The sequence below is a fragment of the Paraburkholderia sp. IW21 genome (assembly GCF_041321145.1).
In the GTDB taxonomy this organism is placed as follows: Bacteria; Pseudomonadota; Gammaproteobacteria; order Burkholderiales; family Burkholderiaceae; genus Paraburkholderia.
On record NZ_JBGGWA010000018.1, the window covers coordinates 47791 to 65657 of the forward strand.

Annotated in this window: 16 protein-coding genes and 1 tRNA gene; 5 read left to right on the top strand and 12 right to left on the bottom strand. The window is 63.4% G+C overall.

Translation table 11 applies throughout. The features are described from left to right. Positions 1–88: 88 nt before the first annotated feature. The 5 genes from ACAX43_RS30410 to rodA all read left to right on the top strand — a co-directional run bounded on the left by ACAX43_RS30410 (position 89) and on the right by rodA (position 6502). Entirely contained in the window at positions 89–1132 is a 1044-nt protein-coding gene (locus ACAX43_RS30410) for a rod shape-determining protein (protein ID WP_004189550.1), read from the top strand. 153 nt (positions 1133–1285) lie between these two features. Beyond that, on the top strand, positions 1286–2380 hold the full coding sequence (gene mreC, locus ACAX43_RS30415) for a rod shape-determining protein MreC (RefSeq protein WP_370712047.1): 1095 nt from the start codon (positions 1286–1288) through the stop codon (positions 2378–2380). Beyond that, positions 2377–2889, top strand: coding sequence for a rod shape-determining protein MreD (gene mreD / locus ACAX43_RS30420; protein WP_370712048.1), 513 nt, complete (start codon positions 2377–2379; stop codon positions 2887–2889). The genes mreC and mreD overlap by 4 nt, the downstream gene beginning before the upstream one ends. Positions 2890–3030: 141 nt before the next feature. Continuing rightward, positions 3031–5343 (top strand): penicillin-binding protein 2, encoded by a 2313-nt coding sequence (mrdA, locus tag ACAX43_RS30425; RefSeq protein ID WP_370712049.1) that lies wholly within the window; start codon positions 3031–3033, stop codon positions 5341–5343. Between the two features lie 10 nt (positions 5344–5353). Beyond that, complete coding sequence (gene rodA / locus ACAX43_RS30430) at positions 5354–6502, top strand: rod shape-determining protein RodA (protein ID WP_370712050.1); 1149 nt, start codon at positions 5354–5356, stop codon at positions 6500–6502. A gap of 106 nt (positions 6503–6608) precedes the next feature. On the opposite strand, the gene ACAX43_RS30435 is transcribed toward rodA, so the two are convergent. The 12 genes from ACAX43_RS30435 to ACAX43_RS30490 form a co-directional block, all read right to left on the bottom strand. Continuing rightward, positions 6609–7310 carry a tetratricopeptide repeat protein gene (locus ACAX43_RS30435; RefSeq protein WP_370712051.1) on the bottom strand — a complete coding sequence of 234 codons (702 nt, stop codon included), beginning with the start codon at positions 7308–7310 and terminating at the stop codon, positions 6609–6611. Further along, positions 7307–8089, bottom strand: coding sequence for an HpcH/HpaI aldolase/citrate lyase family protein (locus tag ACAX43_RS30440; RefSeq protein ID WP_370712052.1), 783 nt, complete (start codon positions 8087–8089; stop codon positions 7307–7309). Before ACAX43_RS30440 ends, ACAX43_RS30435 begins: the two co-directional genes overlap by 4 nt. A 217-nt stretch (positions 8090–8306) precedes the next feature. After that, on the bottom strand, positions 8307–8753 hold the full coding sequence (queD, locus tag ACAX43_RS30445) for a 6-carboxytetrahydropterin synthase QueD (RefSeq protein WP_115781555.1): 447 nt from the start codon (positions 8751–8753) through the stop codon (positions 8307–8309). A 6-nt stretch (positions 8754–8759) separates the two neighbouring features. Continuing rightward, positions 8760–9392, bottom strand: coding sequence for a 7-carboxy-7-deazaguanine synthase (gene queE, locus ACAX43_RS30450; RefSeq protein ID WP_370712053.1), 633 nt, complete (start codon positions 9390–9392; stop codon positions 8760–8762). Positions 9393–9468: 76 nt separating this feature from the next. Continuing rightward, positions 9469–10200, bottom strand: coding sequence for a 7-cyano-7-deazaguanine synthase QueC (queC, locus tag ACAX43_RS30455; RefSeq protein ID WP_370712054.1), 732 nt, complete (start codon positions 10198–10200; stop codon positions 9469–9471). Between the two features lie 440 nt (positions 10201–10640). Continuing rightward, positions 10641–10716 (bottom strand) — tRNA-Phe (locus ACAX43_RS30460). Between the two features lie 96 nt (positions 10717–10812). Further along, complete coding sequence (gene esaR, locus ACAX43_RS30465; protein WP_370712055.1) at positions 10813–11502, bottom strand: response regulator transcription factor EsaR; 690 nt, start codon at positions 11500–11502, stop codon at positions 10813–10815. Next, positions 11503–13917 carry an ATP-binding protein gene (locus ACAX43_RS30470; protein ID WP_370712056.1) on the bottom strand — a complete coding sequence of 805 codons (2415 nt, stop codon included), beginning with the start codon at positions 13915–13917 and terminating at the stop codon, positions 11503–11505. After that, complete coding sequence (locus ACAX43_RS30475; RefSeq protein WP_370712057.1) at positions 13907–14506, bottom strand: DUF4390 domain-containing protein; 600 nt, start codon at positions 14504–14506, stop codon at positions 13907–13909. The genes ACAX43_RS30470 and ACAX43_RS30475 overlap by 11 nt, the downstream gene beginning before the upstream one ends. Then, the gene (gene rsmB, locus ACAX43_RS30480; RefSeq protein WP_370712058.1) at positions 14503–15942 is read right to left on the bottom strand and encodes a 16S rRNA (cytosine(967)-C(5))-methyltransferase RsmB; all 1440 of its coding nucleotides are present in this window, start codon (positions 15940–15942) and stop codon (positions 14503–14505) included. The genes ACAX43_RS30475 and rsmB overlap by 4 nt, the downstream gene beginning before the upstream one ends. Before the next feature lie 266 nt (positions 15943–16208). After that, positions 16209–17066 (bottom strand): zinc metalloprotease HtpX, encoded by an 858-nt coding sequence (htpX, locus tag ACAX43_RS30485; protein WP_370712059.1) that lies wholly within the window; start codon positions 17064–17066, stop codon positions 16209–16211. A gap of 103 nt (positions 17067–17169) precedes the next feature. Then, entirely contained in the window at positions 17170–17811 is a 642-nt protein-coding gene (locus ACAX43_RS30490; RefSeq protein WP_370712060.1) for a LysE family translocator, read from the bottom strand. Positions 17812–17867 lie beyond the last annotated feature (56 nt).

A 17867-nucleotide genomic window follows, 5' to 3' on the forward strand; every position in this document is an offset into this window, starting at 1 on the left:
GCTTCCGCCCGGTTGAAGCTGTTATTTTTTCCGCTGCCGCCCTGCGCATACGTTGCGAGGGCCGGCCCCAAGCGAGACAGGATTTTGAATGTTCGGTTTTCTGCGCAGCTACTTCTCCAACGATCTGGCGATTGACCTCGGCACTGCCAACACGCTTATCTACATGCGTGGCAAGGGTATCGTTCTTGATGAACCGTCGGTGGTCTCGATCCGCCAGGAAGGCGGTCCCAACGGTAAGAAAACCATTCAGGCAGTCGGTAAGGAAGCCAAGCAGATGCTCGGCAAGGTACCGGGCAACATCGAGGCGATCCGCCCGATGAAAGACGGCGTGATCGCCGACTTCACCGTTACCGAGCAGATGATCAAGCAGTTCATCAAAACGGCTCACGAATCGCGCATGTTCTCGCCGTCGCCGCGCATCATCATTTGCGTGCCGTGCGGTTCGACCCAGGTCGAGCGTCGCGCCATCAAGGAAGCCGCGCACGGTGCGGGTGCTTCGCAGGTCTACCTCATTGAAGAACCCATGGCAGCGGCAATCGGCGCGGGCCTGCCGGTGTCGGAAGCAACCGGCTCGATGGTCGTGGACATCGGCGGCGGCACGACCGAAGTCGGCGTGATCTCGCTCGGCGGCATCGTGTACAAGGGCTCGGTGCGCGTCGGCGGCGACAAGTTCGACGAAGCCATCGTCAACTACATCCGCCGCAACTACGGCATGCTGATCGGCGAGCAGACCGCTGAAGCCATCAAGAAAGAAATCGGCTCCGCGTTCCCGGGTTCCGAAGTCAAGGAAATGGAAGTGAAGGGCCGCAATCTGTCGGAAGGCATTCCGCGCAGCTTCACCATCTCCAGCAACGAAATTCTCGAAGCCCTCACCGATCCGCTGAATCAGATCGTGTCGTCGGTAAAGATCGCGCTCGAACAGACGCCGCCGGAACTGGGCGCCGACATCGCCGAGCGCGGCATGATGCTGACGGGCGGTGGCGCGCTGCTGCGCGATCTGGACCGCCTGCTGGCCGAAGAAACCGGCCTGCCGGTGCTCGTCGCCGAAGACCCGCTGACCTGCGTTGTGCGCGGCTCGGGCATGGCGCTCGAACGCATGGACAAGCTGGGCAGCATCTTCTCGTACGAGTAAGCGAGCCCGTCTCCATGTCAGCAGCGCGGATCAGGCAAACGGCCCCTTGCGGGCCGGTTTGCCGTTGGCTGGGCCTGCCAGCCTCCGCGCGCTGAACGCGCGTTCCTCGCGCGCCGCCGTCTCACCCAACCGCCCACGTCCCCGGCGCCGACCATGGAATACAGTCCGCCGCCCCTGTTCAAGCAAGGCCCTTCCGCCCTCGCACGGCTGGTTTTTTTCGTCGTGCTGGCGCTCGCCCTGCTGATCTCCGACGCACGCTTCAAAACGCTCGAAATCGTTCGCGGCGTGCTCGGCGCGGGTCTTTATCCGTTGCAACGCGCAGCCCTCGTGCCGCGCGACATCTTCATGGGCGCCGCCGACCTGGCCGTGACCAGCGCCACATTGCGCCACGAAAACGACACGCTGCGCGCCAAAGATCTTCAGCTCTCGCAGCAAGCCAATACGGCCGCCGAACTGGCCGCCGAAAACGCCCATTTGCGCGCGCTGCTGCAACTCTCCCAGCGCTCGACCACACAATCGCTGCCTGCTGAGATCCAGTACGACACGCGCGATCCGTTCACGCAGAAGGTCGTGATCGGCCGCGGTGCCCAGCAAGGCGTCCAGGACGGTTCGCCGGTCGTCAACGAAGACGGCGTGATCGGTCAGGTAACGCGCGTGTTCCCGCTGCAAGCCGAAGTGACGCTGCTCACCGACAAGGATCAGGCAGTGCCCGTGCAGATCGTGCGCACCGGCTTGCGCAGCGTGATTTACGGCACGCCGAAGGGCGATACGCTCGACCTGCGCTTCGTACCGATCAGCGCCGACGTGCAAACCGGCGACGAACTCGTCACTAGCGGGCTCGACGGCGTTTATCCGCCGGGGCTGCCGGTCGCCAAGGTGGTGCGGGTCGACAAACAGGCCGACACGGCGTTCGCGCGCGTGATCTGCTTGCCGGTCGCGCCGGTACGTGGCGCGCGCCAGTTGCTGGTGCTGCACTATGTAAACAACGTGCCGCCGCGTCCGGCGGAAGAGCCCGATGCGGTTACCGCCGCGAAGGACGCGAAAGCAAAGAAGGGCGGCAAACCCGCGGACAGCAAGGTCACGACGGATAAGTCCGCGGCGAAGCCGGCTGAAAAACCCGCCGCCAAGGCCGCTGAGAAAGCCCCGTCGAGCAAACCCGCCGCCGCGGAGAAGAAGACCACCAACGAAAGGAAGCCGGCCGCTGACAAGAGCGCGAAGCCGCAAGCCACGCCGGGGACCAAGCCATGAACCGTCCGCAATACATTCTGCAGCCGGTCAATCCGTACTTCATCGCGTTTAGCCTCGCCGCGGCATTCTTGCTGAACCTGATGCCGTGGGGGCGCCTCGCCGGCGTGCCGGACTTCGTCGCGCTCGTGCTGCTGTTCTGGAACGTGCACCAGCCGCGCAAGGTCGGCATGGGCATCGCCTTCTTTCTCGGTTTGCTGATGGACGTGCACAACGCCAGCCTGCTTGGCGAACACGCGCTGGCGTATACGCTGTTGTCGTACGGTGCGATTACGATCCATCGCCGGGTGCTGTGGATGTCGCTCGGCGTGCAGACCTTCGCGGTCATGCCGCTGCTAGTCGTCGCGCAACTGGTGCCGTTCGTGATCCGTCTGCTGACGGGTGCGGCATTTCCGGGCTGGAGTTACCTGATCGACGGTTTTGTCGAAGCCGCGCTGTGGCCGATTGCCAGCATGCTGCTCCTGATGCCGCAGCGTCGTCCGGCCGACCCGGACGATACGCGGCCGATTTAGTCATGCATCGAGCGCACCGGCCTGTGTGATGGCACCCACGCTCCCGGCCTGCTCGACGCGCATCGCTATTCATGCCTCCCGGTTCCGGCCGGTTTGGGCGCACACTCATGACGGCCGTCACGCGGCCTTTTGCAGAATCGCATGACCGAATTCAAGGACACTCAGCAACAGCTCTCGAAGTTCCGCCTGCGGGTCGCGGCGGCGGGCGTGTTCGTGTTCGTCTGCTTCGGGCTGATCGGCTTCCGTTTCCTGTTCCTGCAAGTCTGGCACTACAGCAAGTACTCGCTGCAAGCCGACGAAAACCGCATCTCAGTCGCGCCGATCGTGCCGAACCGCGGCATCATCACCGATCGCAACGGGGTGGTGCTCGCCAAGAACTACTCGGCGTACACGCTCGAAATCACGCCGTCGAAGCTGAACGACACGCTCGAAAACGTGATCGACAACCTGGCCACGGTTGTTTCGATCGATGCACGCGACCGCCGCCGCTTCAAGAAGCTGCAGGAAGACTCGAAGAACTTCGAGAGCCTGCCGATCCGCACCCGCCTGACCGACGACGAAGTCGCGCGCTTTACCGCGCAACGCTTCCGCTTTCCGGGCGTGGAAGTGCGCGCGCGCCTGTTCCGCCAATACCCGCTCGGGGCGACGGCCGCCCACGTGATCGGCTACATCGGCCGGATTTCGCAGCGCGATCAGGAGCGGATCGACGACGCCAGCGATCAGAACGACAGCGATCCGGATCACTACGATCCGCGTCTGGACGCGAACAACTACAAGGGTACCGACTACATCGGCAAGATCGGCGTCGAGCAGAGCTACGAGACGGAACTCCACGGCCAGACCGGTTTCGAGGAAGTCGAAGTGACCGCCGGCGGGCGGCCCGTGCGCACGCTGTCACGCACCCAGGCAACGCCCGGCAACAACCTCGAACTCTCGCTCGATATTGGCCTGCAGGAGGTCGCCGAGCAGGCGTTTGCAGGCCGCCGCGGGGCGCTGGTCGCCATCGAACCGGCAACGGGCGACGTACTCGCGTTCGTGTCGGCGCCGAGTTTCGATCCGAATTCGTTCGTCGACGGCATCGATCAGCAGACCTGGGACGAGCTCAACAATTCGCCGGACCATCCGCTCCTGAATCGCCCGCTGCACGGCACCTATCCGCCGGGCTCGACCTATAAGCCGTTCATGGCGCTCGCCGCGCTGACGCTGCATAAGCGCACGCCGAGCTGGGGGTTCCAGGATCCGGGCTCGTACACATTCGGCGGCCACACGTTCCGCAACGACGTGCGCTCGGGCCAGGGCTGGGTCGACATGAACCGCGCGATCGTGGTGTCGAACGACACGTATTTCTACATGCTCGCGCACGATCTCGGCGTCAACGCGATCGCCAACTTCATGAAACCGTGGGGCTTCGGGCAGATCACCGGCATCGACATTTCGGGCGAAGCGCGCGGCATCCTGCCGTCGACGGAATGGAAGCGCAAGGCGTACCGCAAGCCCGAGCAGCAGCGCTGGTATGAAGGCGAAACGATCAGTCTGGGCATCGGCCAGGGCTATAACTCGTTCACCATTCTTCAACTCGCGCACGCCACGGCCACGCTCGCCAACAACGGCATCGTGATGAAGCCGCACCTGGTGCGCGACATCGAGAATCCGATCACGAAAGAAACGCGCGCAGTCGTACGCGATCCCAGCTACAAGATCGCTGTGAAGCAATCGGACATCGACATCATCAAGCGGGCAATGGTAGGTGTCGTGACGAACGGCACGGCGTCGAAACTGTTCATCGGCGCGCCCTATCAGGCAGCGGGCAAGACGGGTACCGCGCAGGTCTACTCGCTGCAAGGCGCGAACTACAAGGGCCATGCGGTCGCCGAGCATCTGCGCGACCACGCGCTGTTCATCGCCTTCGCGCCGGCCGAGCAACCGAAAATCGCACTCGCGCTGATCGTCGAAAACGGCGGCTGGGGTGCGGAATCGGCGGGCCCGATCGCGCGGCGGGTGCTCGATTACTACCTGGTCGGCAAGAACAAGCCCGGCGCGGAAGCGGCGGCTATCGCTGCAGCGGCCTCGGCGACTCAGGATGCATCCGCGCCGCAAGTGGGCGATGCCCCCACGCAGGACGGCGCGCTGCCGGTCAAGGTCGCGGCAGGCTTTACCGCATTGCCTATGCCGGTTTCGGCTTCGGCCGCAGCGGCGGCTTCCGCGGCGGCGGCCGCATCGGCACCAGTTGCGACGTCGGCGCCGACAGATGCGGCTGCCGCGTCCGGCGCGTCGGCGGCCGTTGCCGCGTCTGCGTCCACCGCTGCCAGGAACCCGCCGCCGCGTAAATCCAGTGTCCCGCACAAACCCCGCCCGAGCAACGAGCCGGCGCCGAGCGCCGCAGCCCCGTCGCGCGATGACGTCATTCAGTCCACGTCGCCACGCCAGCCGGTTTCCGGCGGCATCGACGAGTAAGGAGAAAGGCATGCAATTCGACAAGCGCGCCTGGCTCGACCGCATCAAGCGGATGTTCGCGGGCTTTGACCGCCCGCTCGCACTGATCGTGTTCCTGCTGCTGTGCGTCGGCATCGTCACGCTGTACAGCGCGACGCTGGACATGCCCGGCCGGGTGGAAGACCAACTGCGCAACATCATGCTGACGTTCGTGCTGATGTGGGCACTGGCCAATGTGCCGCCCACCACGTTGATGCGCTTCGCGGTCCCGCTTTATACGTTCGGAATCGCGTTACTGGTCGCGGTCGCACTGTTCGGCCTCACGCGCAAAGGTGCGAAGCGTTGGATCAACGTCGGCGTGGTGATCCAGCCGTCGGAGATTCTGAAGATCGCCACACCGCTGATGCTCGCCTGGTACTACCAGCGCCGCGAAGGCGTGATGCGCTGGTATGACTTTCTGGTCGGCTTCCTGATCCTGATTGTCCCGGTCGGTTTGATCGCCAAGCAGCCTGACCTTGGGACCGCCGTGCTGGTGTTCGCGGCCGGCTTCTTCGTGATTTACTTCGCGGGGCTGAGTTTCAAGCTGATCGTGCCGGTGCTGATTGCCGGTGTGATCGCGGTCGCTTCCATCGCGGCGTTCCAGGACAAGATCTGTCAGCCGGAAGTGCAGTGGCCGCTGATGCACGATTATCAGAAGCATCGCATCTGCACGCTGCTTGATCCGACTTCCGATCCGCTCGGCAAGGGCTTTCACACCATCCAGGCGGTGATCGCAATCGGCTCGGGCGGCCCGCTCGGCAAGGGCTGGCTGAAGGGCACACAGGCGCATCTGGAGTTCATCCCTGAAAAGCACACCGATTTCATCTTCGCGGTGTTTTCGGAGGAATTCGGGCTGGCGGGCGGGATCGTGCTGCTCACGCTTTATATGCTTTTGATCGCGCGCGGTCTGTATATCGCGGCCAATGGGGCGACGCTGTTTGGACGGCTGCTGGCGGGATCGCTCACGATGGCGTTCTTCACCTACGCGTTCGTCAACATCGGGATGGTGAGCGGGATCTTGCCGGTGGTGGGCGTGCCGTTGCCGTTTATGAGTTATGGGGGCACCGCGCTGACTACGCTGGGTGTCGCGATCGGTCTCATCATGAGCGTCGCGCGGCAGAAGCGATTGATGCAGAGTTAAAGCGGCGGAGCTAAGGCCGCAGAGCCAAAAAAGCGCCGACTCAAAACGGTCGAGGGAAGGCTCAACAGACAAAGGGGCGCCCCGCAAGGAGCGCCCCTTTGTTCATTCACTGCGGTTTCACTTCCTTCTGATCGCGCAACTGCGCGCTGAGTTGCTGATACTTGAGTTTCGCCGCGGGATCGCCCTGCGCCGCCGCCGCCGCGTAATACGCGCGGGCCACGTTCAGGTTCTTGTCGACACCGTCGCCGCCGCGCTCATAGAACGAGCCGGTCACGTATTGCGCGGTCATGTCGCCACCTTGCGCCGCCTTTTTGTACCAGACGAAGGCCTGCTGGTTATCGCGGGGAGTGCCCCGGCCATCGAGAAACTGGTTGGCCAGCGCGAGCTCCGCCTGCACGTGCCCCTGCTGCGCGGCCTTCAGGAACCACCGATGCGCCTCGACCGGATCACGCCCGACGAACTCGCCGTCGTCGTACATCTTGCCGTACACGTACTGCGCGTGCGACATGTTGGCGTCGGCGGCCTTGCGCAGCCACTTCTTGCCTTCGTCGACGTTGGCTGTGGTGCCTTCGCCGTTGAGCAGCATCATCGCGTAGTTGAACTCGGCGAGCCGGCTGCCGCGCTCCGCCGCTTTATGGAACTCGGCTAGCGCCGCGCTCAGATTGCCGGCGTTGTAGTCGGCGACCGCGGTTTGCGTCTGCGGATCATTCGACTTCGCGACCCGATCCTGCGCATACGCCGTCACATTCGCTATCAACGCCGCTGCGACCGCCAGACGAACGACGACGCACTGCACCATCCCCTTCATGTCCTCACCTCCTGCAGCGCCTGGCGGGTCGCGCGCAACATCCACATGACGTCGGCGGCCAAGGCGATAAAACGAAAACCAGCGTCGCGATACTGCTTTGCGCTCGCGACATCCATAGCAAAAATGCCAGTGGCGATACCGGCCTTATCAGCGGCGCTGACAATGCGCGCGATCGCCGCCTGCACGTCGGCATGCTTCGAATCGCCAAGGTGGCCGAGGCTCGCGGCCAGATCGGCCGGTCCGACGAACAGGCAATCGACGCCAGGGATCGCCGCGATTTTCTCCACTTCCTGCAAGCCGCGCGCTGACTCGATCTGCACGATGTTCGCGATCTGCGCGTTCGCGGTCTGCACGTAATCACGCCGCATGCCGTAGGAAGCCGCACGCACTGCACCCGCTACGCCGCGCAGACCGCCGAGCACCTCGGCGGTCGGATATTGCGTTAGACGCACGGCGTGTGCCGCCTCCTCGGCGGATTCGATATTCGGGAACATCAGCGTGCGCGCGCCAGCGTCCAGCACGCGCTTGACGAGCCACGCCTCGCTGGCGGGCACGCGAACGACCGGCTCGCTCGGCAGATGCGCGGCGGCGATCGCGCGCAATTGCGACGTGACGTCGCCGCTATCGTTCGGTGCGTGCTCCATATCGATCAACAGCCAGTCGAAGCCCGCGTGCGCGAGCGCCTCGGCTGCGGCATCGCTACCGAGGGACAGCCATAGGCCGAACAGCGAATCGGCTTCTTTCAGGCGTTGCTTGAGGGGATTCGTGAAGGTACTCATTGCCGCGCCCCCTGACGATGGGGCACAGGGTCCGAAATGAGGCTAAGGATGCTGGCGTGGTGGAACAGACCCACGCCAAGGCCGTGACGGCCTGAATGCCTGCTGCGACGCAATGCGGTGACCGGCATGTCTCGCTCCGTGTGGTTATCGGAACGATCATACCGTGACAAAAACGCGGGGGTGGGATCGCGGCAGCTTGAGCCGCGCGGCCGTGTGTTTAGTCGCGGACCACGTCGGCCCAGCAGTTCGGCGTCTCGAACAGGCGCACCTTGTGCAGGCGCAGATTCACGCCGTAATGCGCGTCGTAGACGTTCGCGAGAATGTCGAACGCGACGGCGGCAAGATTTTCAACGGTCGGGATGCGATCGAGCACGACCGTCTTGTGGCCGGCCATGGTGTCCAGAAAGCCGCGCACCTGCGTGTCGCCTTCGTAGACGAGAAACGCATGGTCCCACTTGTCGACCAGATGCTCGACCGCGAGCGACTTCACGTCGGCGAAGTCCATCACCATGCCACGATCCGGCGCGCCTTCGGTGTCGACCAGGTCGCCTTGCAGCGTGATTTCGAGCACATAGCGATGACCATGCAGATTACGGCACTGGCTGCGGTGATCGGGGATGCGGTGGCCCGCGTCGAATTCGAGTTTTCGTGTAATCGTCAGCACGGCAAATCAGGGAATGTTCAGATACTTGTGGGTCTGCATCGACAGGCGCCATTGCGGATGGCGTTTGCACCAGTCGATCGCGAGCCTGGTGTTGAGGTCGCGCGACGGGCCGTCCATCGGCTGGACGAGGAAATACTCGAAGTCGAGCTTCGCATAGTCGGACAAACGCTGGTTGTCCTGCGGAATCACGACCTTCAGTTCGTTGCCTTTCGTGACGACGAGCGGCGCGTCGGCTTTCGGGCTCACGCAGATCCAGTCGATCGTTTCCAGCACCGGCAGCGAGCCGTTGGTTTCAATGGCGATTTCGAAGCCGGCGGCATGCAGGGCGTCGACGAATGGCTGGTCGATCTGCAGCATCGGTTCGCCGCCGGTGCAGACCACGAAGCGCTCGCCCTCGCCTTCCGGCCACTGCGACGCGATCATCTGCACCAGTTCTTCGGCGGTGCGGTACTTGCCGCCGTTCTCGCCGTCAGTGCCGACGAAATCCGTATCGCAGAAGCGGCACACGGCCTCCGCACGATCTTCTTCGCGGCCCGACCACAGATTGCAGCCGGCGAACCGGCAGAATACGGCCGGACGCCCGGCATTCGCGCCCTCGCCCTGCAATGTGTAGAAGATTTCCTTGACCGCGTAAGTCATGCTGCTATCTGCCTTGTGTTCCTGAAAATGATTGCCTGCGCCGCGCCCGTTCGCACGTTGCGCCAGCGTCAGACCGTCAGACCGGCTCGGTGACCTTTTCGCCGGCCAGATACGCTTCGTAGCCCCGCTTGCGCAAGCGGCACGCCGGGCATTCGCCACAACCAAAGCCCCATGCGTGCAATTCGGCGCGCTCGCCAACATAGCAGGTGTGCGTTTCGACGCGCACCAGTTCGACCAGTTCATCGCCGCCCAATTCGTGCGCGAGACGCCACGTGTCGGCCTTGTCGAGCCACATCAGCGGCGTTTCGAGCAGGAAGCGCGTATCCATGCCGAGGTTCAGCGCAACCTGCAACGCTTTCATCGTGTCGTCGCGGCAATCGGGGTAGCCCGAGAAGTCCGTCTCGCACATCCCGCCGACCAGCACCTGCAAACCACGCCGATACGCGATGGCAGCCGCAATCGTCATAAACATGAGATTGCGGCCCGGCACGAACGTGTTCGGCAAACCATTGGCAGTGGCTTCGATTTCGATCTCGCGTGTCATCGCGGTATCGCTGATCGAGCCAAGCACCGACAGATCGATCATATGGTCGTCGCCGAGGCGGTCGGCCCATGCCGGAAATGCACGTACTACGGCGCTACGAAACCCTTCGCGGCATTCGAGCTCGACGCGGTGCCGCTGACCATAATCGAAGCCGAGCGTCTCGACCGTTTCATAACGTTCGAGCGCCCAGGCGAGGCACGTGGCGGAATCCTGGCCGCCGGAAAACAGCACCAGCGCGCTACGTTTAGCGTCTTTGCGGATCACCGTGAAACTCCGTGAATAATGAGTGCCACGTCGCGCTGCGCGAGGTGCGCCATGCAAGCAACGCGGCGCGACGCGTGCCGGCAATGCTGCCGGCCCAAAGCAGTATAGGCCGCGCCTTCCGCATGCAGAGTCGCTGGGCACTTATACCGTTAATCGTCGGGCGAAGGGTTTGGCGTCTGTTGCTGCGTTGCCGTGTTGCGGCAGCGTGCGCACGAGCGCCCGGCGTCAGGATACGAAGACGTGTCCGGTGTGCTGGCGCGCCAGCGGCATATCGCGCATGCAAGTCCTTGAACTGTCGCGATTTTATCACGCGACGCCCGACGCCGCCGAGCATCGGCCCACCGCAGCGGCAAGCCAGCCCTGCCGAAACGAATGCCCGTCAATAAAGGGGCAAAAAAGGAAAAGCCCCAGGAATCTTGCGATTTCCTGGGGCTGAATCCTGGTGGCCTGGGACGGAATCGAACCATCGACACGCGGATTTTCAATCCGCTGCTCTACCAACTGAGCTACCGGGCCAACGAAGAACGAAATGATATCAAAGGGTCAGCAGCACGACAAGCCCCTTCTCGAAAAAATCCGCCGAGGGCGGACCCGCGTGCATTGCGTGACGGTTCACTCCCCTTTGTTCTTGCCGAGATCGACACCGAGTTGCTTGAGCTTGCGATACAGGTGCGTGCGCTCCAGGCCCGTCTTTTCGGCGACGCGCGTCATGCTGCCATTCTCACGTGCGAGGTGATATTCGAAGTACGCACGCTCGAACGCATCGCGGGCGTCGCGCAACGGGATATCGAACGAGATCGACGCCGTTTGCGCGGCCAACGCGCCGCTGCCCATGCCATCCGACGACAGCATCGGCAACGCAGCCGCCGATGCCACAGTCGACGTGCTGACCGGCAGCACCGGCTTGGCTGCCGCGCCACCGGGCGCCGCCACGGCGTTGCCGCGAGCGAGGCCTTGCTCGACGGCCTTTAGCAGCTTCTGCAACGCAATCGGCTTCTCGAGGAAATTGAGTGCGCCGATCTTGGTCGCTTCGACCGCTGTATCGATGGTTGCGTGCCCGGACATCATGATCACCGGCATGGTCAGCTGCCCTTGCGCGGCCCATTCCTTGAGCAACGTCACGCCGTCGGTGTCGGGCATCCAGATGTCGAGCAGCACCAGGTCCGGCGCCTGACGCAGGCGGAATTCGCGCGCTTCCTGCGCGTTTTCCGCGGCTTCCACGACATGCCCCTCGTCGCTCAGGATCTCCGAGAGCAATTCCCGGATGCCCATTTCATCATCTACCACCAGGATGGTTGCCATTTACGCTGCCTTTGTCTGCACTGTTGCTTTTGTCGTTCCCTGCGACGCACTACCGTGCGCCGCTCGCGGCCCTGCTTCAGGTGCCGCGGCATCGTCTGCCAATTGAAGGAAGAGGATCGAGATCTGCGCGCCTTCGATCACATCGCCCGCTTTCATGCGGTTGCGAATGTCGATCCGCGCGCCGTGTTCGTCGACGATCTTCTTGACCATCGCAAGACCGAGACCCGTACCTTTGGCCTTGGTCGTCACGTAAGGTTCGAATGCACGTGTGAGGATACGCGCGGAAAAGCCCGGTCCGTTATCCGACACCGTCAGACGCACCGCAACGCGTACTTTGCCTTCCGCGTCGGGGTCTCCGTATTCTACTGTCCTCGTCTCGAGCAACACATGCGGTTGCTCGATGTCGGCCACTGCATCCTGCGCGTTTTGCAGCAGGTTGTGAATCACCTGACGCAATTGCGTCGCGTCGCCGCGAATCGCCGGCAGGTCCGCGAGTTCCACTTGAATCGCGCCTTTGCCTTCCTCGATACCGTACAGTGTGAGCACTTCGCTGACCAGTTCGTTCAGTTGCAGATGCGCGAGGACCGCCGGGGGCGTGCGCGCATAGTCGCGGAAATTGTCGACCATCTGCTTCATCGCCGCGACCTGGTTGACGATGGTGGTCGCGCCACGCTTCAACACATCGGCATCCGACGGTGACAGCTTGTCGGCGAGCTTCATCTGCAAGCGCTCGGCGGAGAGCTGGATCGGCGTGAGCGGATTCTTGATCTCGTGCGCGAGGCGCCGCGCGACTTCGCCCCAGGCGATGGAACGCTGCGCGGAGATCACGTCCGAAATATCGTCGAACACGACAACGTAGCCGGAGGTCTGCATGTCGTCAGCATCGCGGTCGGCGGCGGACACCAGACGCGCGCCGCGCACGAGCAAGGTAAGCGGCTCGGTTTCGCCCGGCACCGGCACCGAAAACTGCTGTTGCCAGTGGCCGCGGTCGTCGTGACCGTCGCCGCTTGCCGCTTCGCGATCGGCAAAGGCCTTGCGCACCATCCCCCCAAATTCGCTCGACGCGCCGATCTGCTCGAGCGCCAAACCCAGCACCTCCTGGAACTGCTGACGGAAGATGCGCTCGGCGCCACGATTCGCGGTGGTGAGGCGGAACTGCCGGTCGAATACGAACACGCCTGCGGTCAGATTCGCGAGAATGCTTTCCAGATAGGCCTTGGAATGCTCGAGCGCGATGCGGTTGTTCTCGACCGCGGCGCGCGCCTCGGACAACTGCCGCGTCATCGCGTTGAACGACTGCGTGAGAAAGCCCAGTTCGTCGCGCGACTTGATTTCGCGCTTCGGCGTGTAGTCGCCCTCGGTCACTTCCTTGGTGCCTTGGGCCAGGAGGAACAACGGCCGCGCCAGCTGATTGCCGAGCGCGAGCGCCAGCATCATCGCGATGAAGGTGGCGAGGAACAGCGCAAGCGTCAGCGTGCCGATGTACATCTTGCGCAAGCCAGTGCGACCTAGCGCTTTCTCCTGATATTCGCGATAGGCACGCTGAACCGCGTCGGCATTGCGGGCGAGCGACGGCGGGACCGGCTGCGTGAGTTGCAGGAAGCGTTCGGTGGGCTGCAATAGCGCCGCGTTCGAATCCGGAATCCGCTGCACGACACGCAGTCTCAGCACGCCCTTGCTGCCATGCGCGTGCGGATCGCCGTCGACTTCGCCTTCGATCGCCGCATAGCCTCGGCCCCGCGCCTGGTCCACCATCATCGGCGTGGGCAAGTCGCTCGGCACGAGCGTTGCGTAGTTGCCGGACGCCTGGGCGACCACGTGCATATCCGGCGTCGCGCCCGACATGCTGCGCGTGGGCTCGACGATCGTCGCGTCCTGCACGCCGAACTGATCGCGCAGACGTAAGAGCGTGAGCGTAGTGCCGGCGGCATCCGCGCTCGCCAGCTGCTCGGACATCAAGCGACCCTTGGTCTGCAGATCGGACAGCGAGGCGTCGAGCATGCCGCGGCCGAGATTCAGGCCCGAGGTCAGCGCGGTTTCGACATTCACGTCGAACCACGACTCGATACTGCGCGACACGAACTGATACGAGACGACGTAAATGATGCCGCCCGGCACCACGCCGACCAGCGCCATGAAGAATGCGAGTTTCGCTAACAGCCGCGTGCCAAACTTACCTTTTCGAAGCCGCGAAATGATGATGATGACGAGCGTTGCCACCACCAGCAAAAAGATCATCGCGACCGCGAGGTTGGCCGCGTACAGCCACTGGTAATAGCGGTCGAAGAATTCGGTATTCGCGCTCGCGGCTGCGAGCAGCACGAGCAGCAGGACGGCCGTCACGGCGACCGTGGACACCAGCACGCGCACGACGATGCTGCTGACACTGGTGGATCGGCGCACTCTATTTAGCACGTTCGGTCACCGTGAAGGTAAAGCGCTTCCAATCGGACGACAGGCTCCAGTCGCGGTTGTTCACCGCGTCGATCTGGAACGGCTTGGGCATCAGTGCGATGTCGAGTTGCATGCGCACCGACGCGTTATACGTCTCCCCGACATGCACCTGATTACGGTCGATCACATGCCACGACGTGATGTGCTTGATCACTGCGAGCGCATCTTTCAACGTACCGAAGCCGAGCTGCAACCCGCCCGACGACACGCTCGACACGCGGTACTCGCGCGTGAGCGGCTGGAACGACAGGCGGATGCTCTGCGACACGCTCACCGGCTGTTCGTCGAACCAGTACCAGCGCGGCCGGCTCAGTTCGAAGTCGGTCGTAAAGTAAAGCGGAATGCCTTTATTGACCGCGTCTTCGAGATTGCTGTTCAGATCGAAGTCGAAACGCGCGTCGAGGCTCCAGCCAGTGTTGTCCGATTGCAGCGATGCACGCTGCACCGCGATCGGGTCGGCGTGCGCCATGCCCGGTGCAGCCAGCCATACGGCCAGCGCAATCCAGAGCACGGCAGCGAGCCGAAGCGGGAAGAAGCGTTTGATGGTCACCGTTTCTGGAAGCGCGCGTAGAAAAATCCGTCGTGGTCTGAGTTCGAGCCGGCGCTGTCATCAGCGTCGTGTCCGGCATGGGAACCGGCCGATGGGTCGGCGGGCGCGCGGGCAACTGAGGGTAGCAGTTGCCCCGGCGCGTCCAATCGTACCGCATCCTGATACTTGTTTCCAAACCACTGCGCCTGCAACTCGCCTTCTTCGGGGAAGATCGAACACGTAACGTAGAGCAACTCGCCGCCTGGCTTCACGAGCGGCCACAGTGCATCGAGAATGCGGCGCTGTTCGGCCACCAGCGCGGGAATATCTGATGCGCGACGCAGCCAGCGGATATCCGGATGACGCCGCACGATGCCCGACGCCGAACACGGCACGTCGGCCAGAATGCGATCGAACGGCTGATCGATGTCGTCGTGCCATTTTGCGGGCGCGCCCGCGTCGCCAATGCGCACTTCCGCTTCGAGCTTGAGGCGCTGCAAGTTTTCGTCGATGCGACGCGCGCGCGCCGCATCGCTTTCAAGCGCGACGAGTTGCAGATTGGCCAGTTCGAGCAGGTGGCCGGTCTTGCCGCCAGGCGCCGCGCACGCGTCGAGCACCCGCATGCCGTCGCGCGCACCGAGCAGTTGCGCGGCGAGCTGCGCGCCGGCGTCCTGCACCGAGACGACGCCGTCGTTGAAGCCGGGGATGCGGTCGACCGGCATCGGCGTGGTGAGTTTGACGGCATGCTCGCCGGCTCGGCTCGCCGGGATGTGATGGTCTTGCAGCACTTGAAGATAGGCATCGACGGTCGAACGGCGCGCGTTGACGCGCAGCGTCAACGGACCTTGGGTATTACCGGCAGCGAGCACCGCTTGCCATGCGTCGGGCCATGCGCCTCTGACCGCGTCGATCCACCACGCCGGGTAATTCCAGCGCGCGACTTCGTCGGCTTGCGCCGCGCCCAGCAGCGTCTCGCGCTCGCGCAGGAAATTGCGCAGCACGGCGTTGACGAGGCCCTTTGCGAATGCGAACTCACGACGCCCGGCGATTGCACTCACTGCCTGATCGACGACCGTGAATGGCGCATAGGCGGCGTTCGCTTCATCGTCGACGAGCAACGCGAGCGCGCAGGCCAGCACATGACCGACATGCGGCGGGGGCGCCTTCTTCACCAGCTTCGCGATCAGCCACTCGACGGTCGCGAGACGCCGCATGGTGCGGTACGCGATGTCCTGCACCGCGCCGCGCGCAGCGGCAGCGCTGCCTTCAGGCGCGGACACAAATACGGATTGCAGCGCGGCCGGCAACGCCGCGCCAAGGCGTACGGCGCCAACGGCCTGGCCCGCGCAGTCGAGCGCGAAACCGAGCGATTCGGGCGCGAGATGCAGCATCGACAAACGGGATTCGCGCGGACGCGCCGATGAGGAAGCAGAACGCGAAGAAGGCTTTGGAGTCATGAAAGAGGCAAAGGCAGGCCGCGCGGTGCGCGCGACGCAAACAGCACACATTGTAGCGTGGCGCGGGGTGGTGACCGCCGCGGCCGGGTAGCCTGGCCACGTCGACCCGCACTGGAACGATTTGGCCCGACCCGGCGGCCGGCGCGAAACGTTTTCACACTGCTCATATCCGGCAACGCCGCCACTTGCGGGCAATCTTCGCTGCTCGAAAAAAAGGCGAGCCCGCGGACTCGCCTTTCGTCACGACACGTGAGCGTCGTACGCCTTTATTCGAAGCGCCCCGTGCGCGCCATTTCCATCAGGCGCGCGATGCGTTCCTCGGTTGCCGGGTGCGTCGAGAACAGATTCGCGATGCCGCCACCCGAGAGCGGATTCATGATCATCATCTGCGCGGTGGCCGGATGCTGCTCGGCCGTGGGGAAAGGCACGCCGCTCGCGTAGCGATGGATCTTGTCGAGCGCCGAGGCAAGCGCCTGCGGGTCGCCGGAAATCTGCGCGCCGCCGCGGTCCGCTTCGAATTCACGCGCGCGCGAAATCGCCATCTGGATCAGCGCCCCGGCGATCGGTGCGAGCAACGCAACGGCGATGCCTGCAATCGGATTCGTCGAACGACCATTTTCGTCGCGGCTGCCAAAGAACATTGCGAAGTTCGCCAACGCGGAAATGGCGCCCGCCATCGTCGCCGAAACGGTGGAGATCAGGATGTCGCGGTGCTTCACGTGCGCCAGTTCGTGCGCCATCACGCCGCGCATTTCGCGCTCGGACAGCACGCGCAAGATGCCGGTGGTGGCGGCGACCGCCGCATGCTCCGGATTGCGGCCGGTCGCGAACGCGTTGGGCGCGTCTTCATTGATCAGGTAGACGCGCGGCATCGGCAGGCCGGCGCGCGTGGAGAGTTCGCGGACCATGCGGTAGAACTGCGGTGCACTGTTTTCGTCGACTTCCTGCGCGTTGTACATGCGCAGGACCATCTTGTCCGAGAACCAGTATGAAAAGAAATTCATCCCAAGGGCGATCACGAGCGCGATCATCATGCCGCGCGACCCGCCGATCATCCCGCCGATCACGATGAAAAGGGCCGTGATCGCGGCCATCAACATCGCGGTTTTGACCCAATTGAACATGTCTGTCACTCCTTGCCCTGACGCGGGTTCATATCTACGCCGCACTATCGCGGCCGCCGATTGTAAGCGAAATGTTAGATATGGGCACGCGAGGAAAATTCAATCACCTTGATGCCGTGGCGAGCTTGATCCCCAAGCCGACAAATGCACTGCCAACGCCGCGATCGAGCCACTTCTTCACCGACGGCTTGCCGGAGAAACGCCGCGTCACGCTGCCGGCGATCCACGCGACAAAGCTGTTCCAGACCATGCTCATCACGACGAACACGACGCCGAGCGTGAGGAAGGCGAGCGCCTTGTGGTCACTGCCGGTGGTTACGAACTGCGGGAAGAACGACACAAAGAACAGTACGACCTTGGGGTTCAACACATTGGTCCAGAAGCCTTGCAGGAACAACTGACGCAACGACTTCGGCGCGCCGGCCGCACGTGCTTCACCCGCCGCCTGATCCACGGCCGGCTTGGCGAAAATCAGGCGCACGCCTAGATAGATCAGATAAATAGCGCCGACGAATTTGATAACGGTAAACGCGGTGGCCGACGCGGCCAGCAGCGCTGTCAGGCCAAATGCGCACGCGAGCGAGTGAACGCAGCAACCGGCGGAGATACCGAGCGCGGACATCAGCCCGGCGCCACGGCCCTGAGCGACGCTGCGCCCGACGATATAAGCCGTATCGGGACCGGGCGTCACATTCAACAAAAAGACCGCGACGACGAAGAACTCGAAATGGGTGATGCCGAACATGGGAATCCTCGAAAGCTGGGCCGTTGCATGGAGAATTCTAACGCGCCGCGCGCGAA

Bases quoted from the DNA above. Each gene is read 5' to 3' on its own strand.
- ACAX43_RS30410 (WP_004189550.1), top strand. From the start codon at position 89: ATGTTCGGTTTTCTGCGCAGCTACTTCTCCAACGATCTGGCGATTGAC.
- mreC (WP_370712047.1), top strand. From the start codon at position 1,286: ATGGAATACAGTCCGCCGCCCCTGTTCAAGCAAGGCCCTTCCGCCCTC.
- mreD (WP_370712048.1), top strand. From the start codon at position 2,377: ATGAACCGTCCGCAATACATTCTGCAGCCGGTCAATCCGTACTTCATC.
- mrdA (WP_370712049.1), top strand. From the start codon at position 3,031: ATGACCGAATTCAAGGACACTCAGCAACAGCTCTCGAAGTTCCGCCTG.
- rodA (WP_370712050.1), top strand. From the start codon at position 5,354: ATGCAATTCGACAAGCGCGCCTGGCTCGACCGCATCAAGCGGATGTTC.
- ACAX43_RS30435 (WP_370712051.1), bottom strand. From the start codon at position 7,310: ATGAAGGGGATGGTGCAGTGCGTCGTCGTTCGTCTGGCGGTCGCAGCG.
- ACAX43_RS30440 (WP_370712052.1), bottom strand. From the start codon at position 8,089: ATGAGTACCTTCACGAATCCCCTCAAGCAACGCCTGAAAGAAGCCGAT.
- queE (WP_370712053.1), bottom strand. From the start codon at position 9,392: ATGACTTACGCGGTCAAGGAAATCTTCTACACATTGCAGGGCGAGGGC.
- esaR (WP_370712055.1), bottom strand. From the start codon at position 11,502: ATGGCAACCATCCTGGTGGTAGATGATGAAATGGGCATCCGGGAATTG.
- rsmB (WP_370712058.1), bottom strand. From the start codon at position 15,942: ATGACTCCAAAGCCTTCTTCGCGTTCTGCTTCCTCATCGGCGCGTCCG.
- htpX (WP_370712059.1), bottom strand. From the start codon at position 17,066: ATGTTCAATTGGGTCAAAACCGCGATGTTGATGGCCGCGATCACGGCC.
- ACAX43_RS30490 (WP_370712060.1), bottom strand. From the start codon at position 17,811: ATGTTCGGCATCACCCATTTCGAGTTCTTCGTCGTCGCGGTCTTTTTG.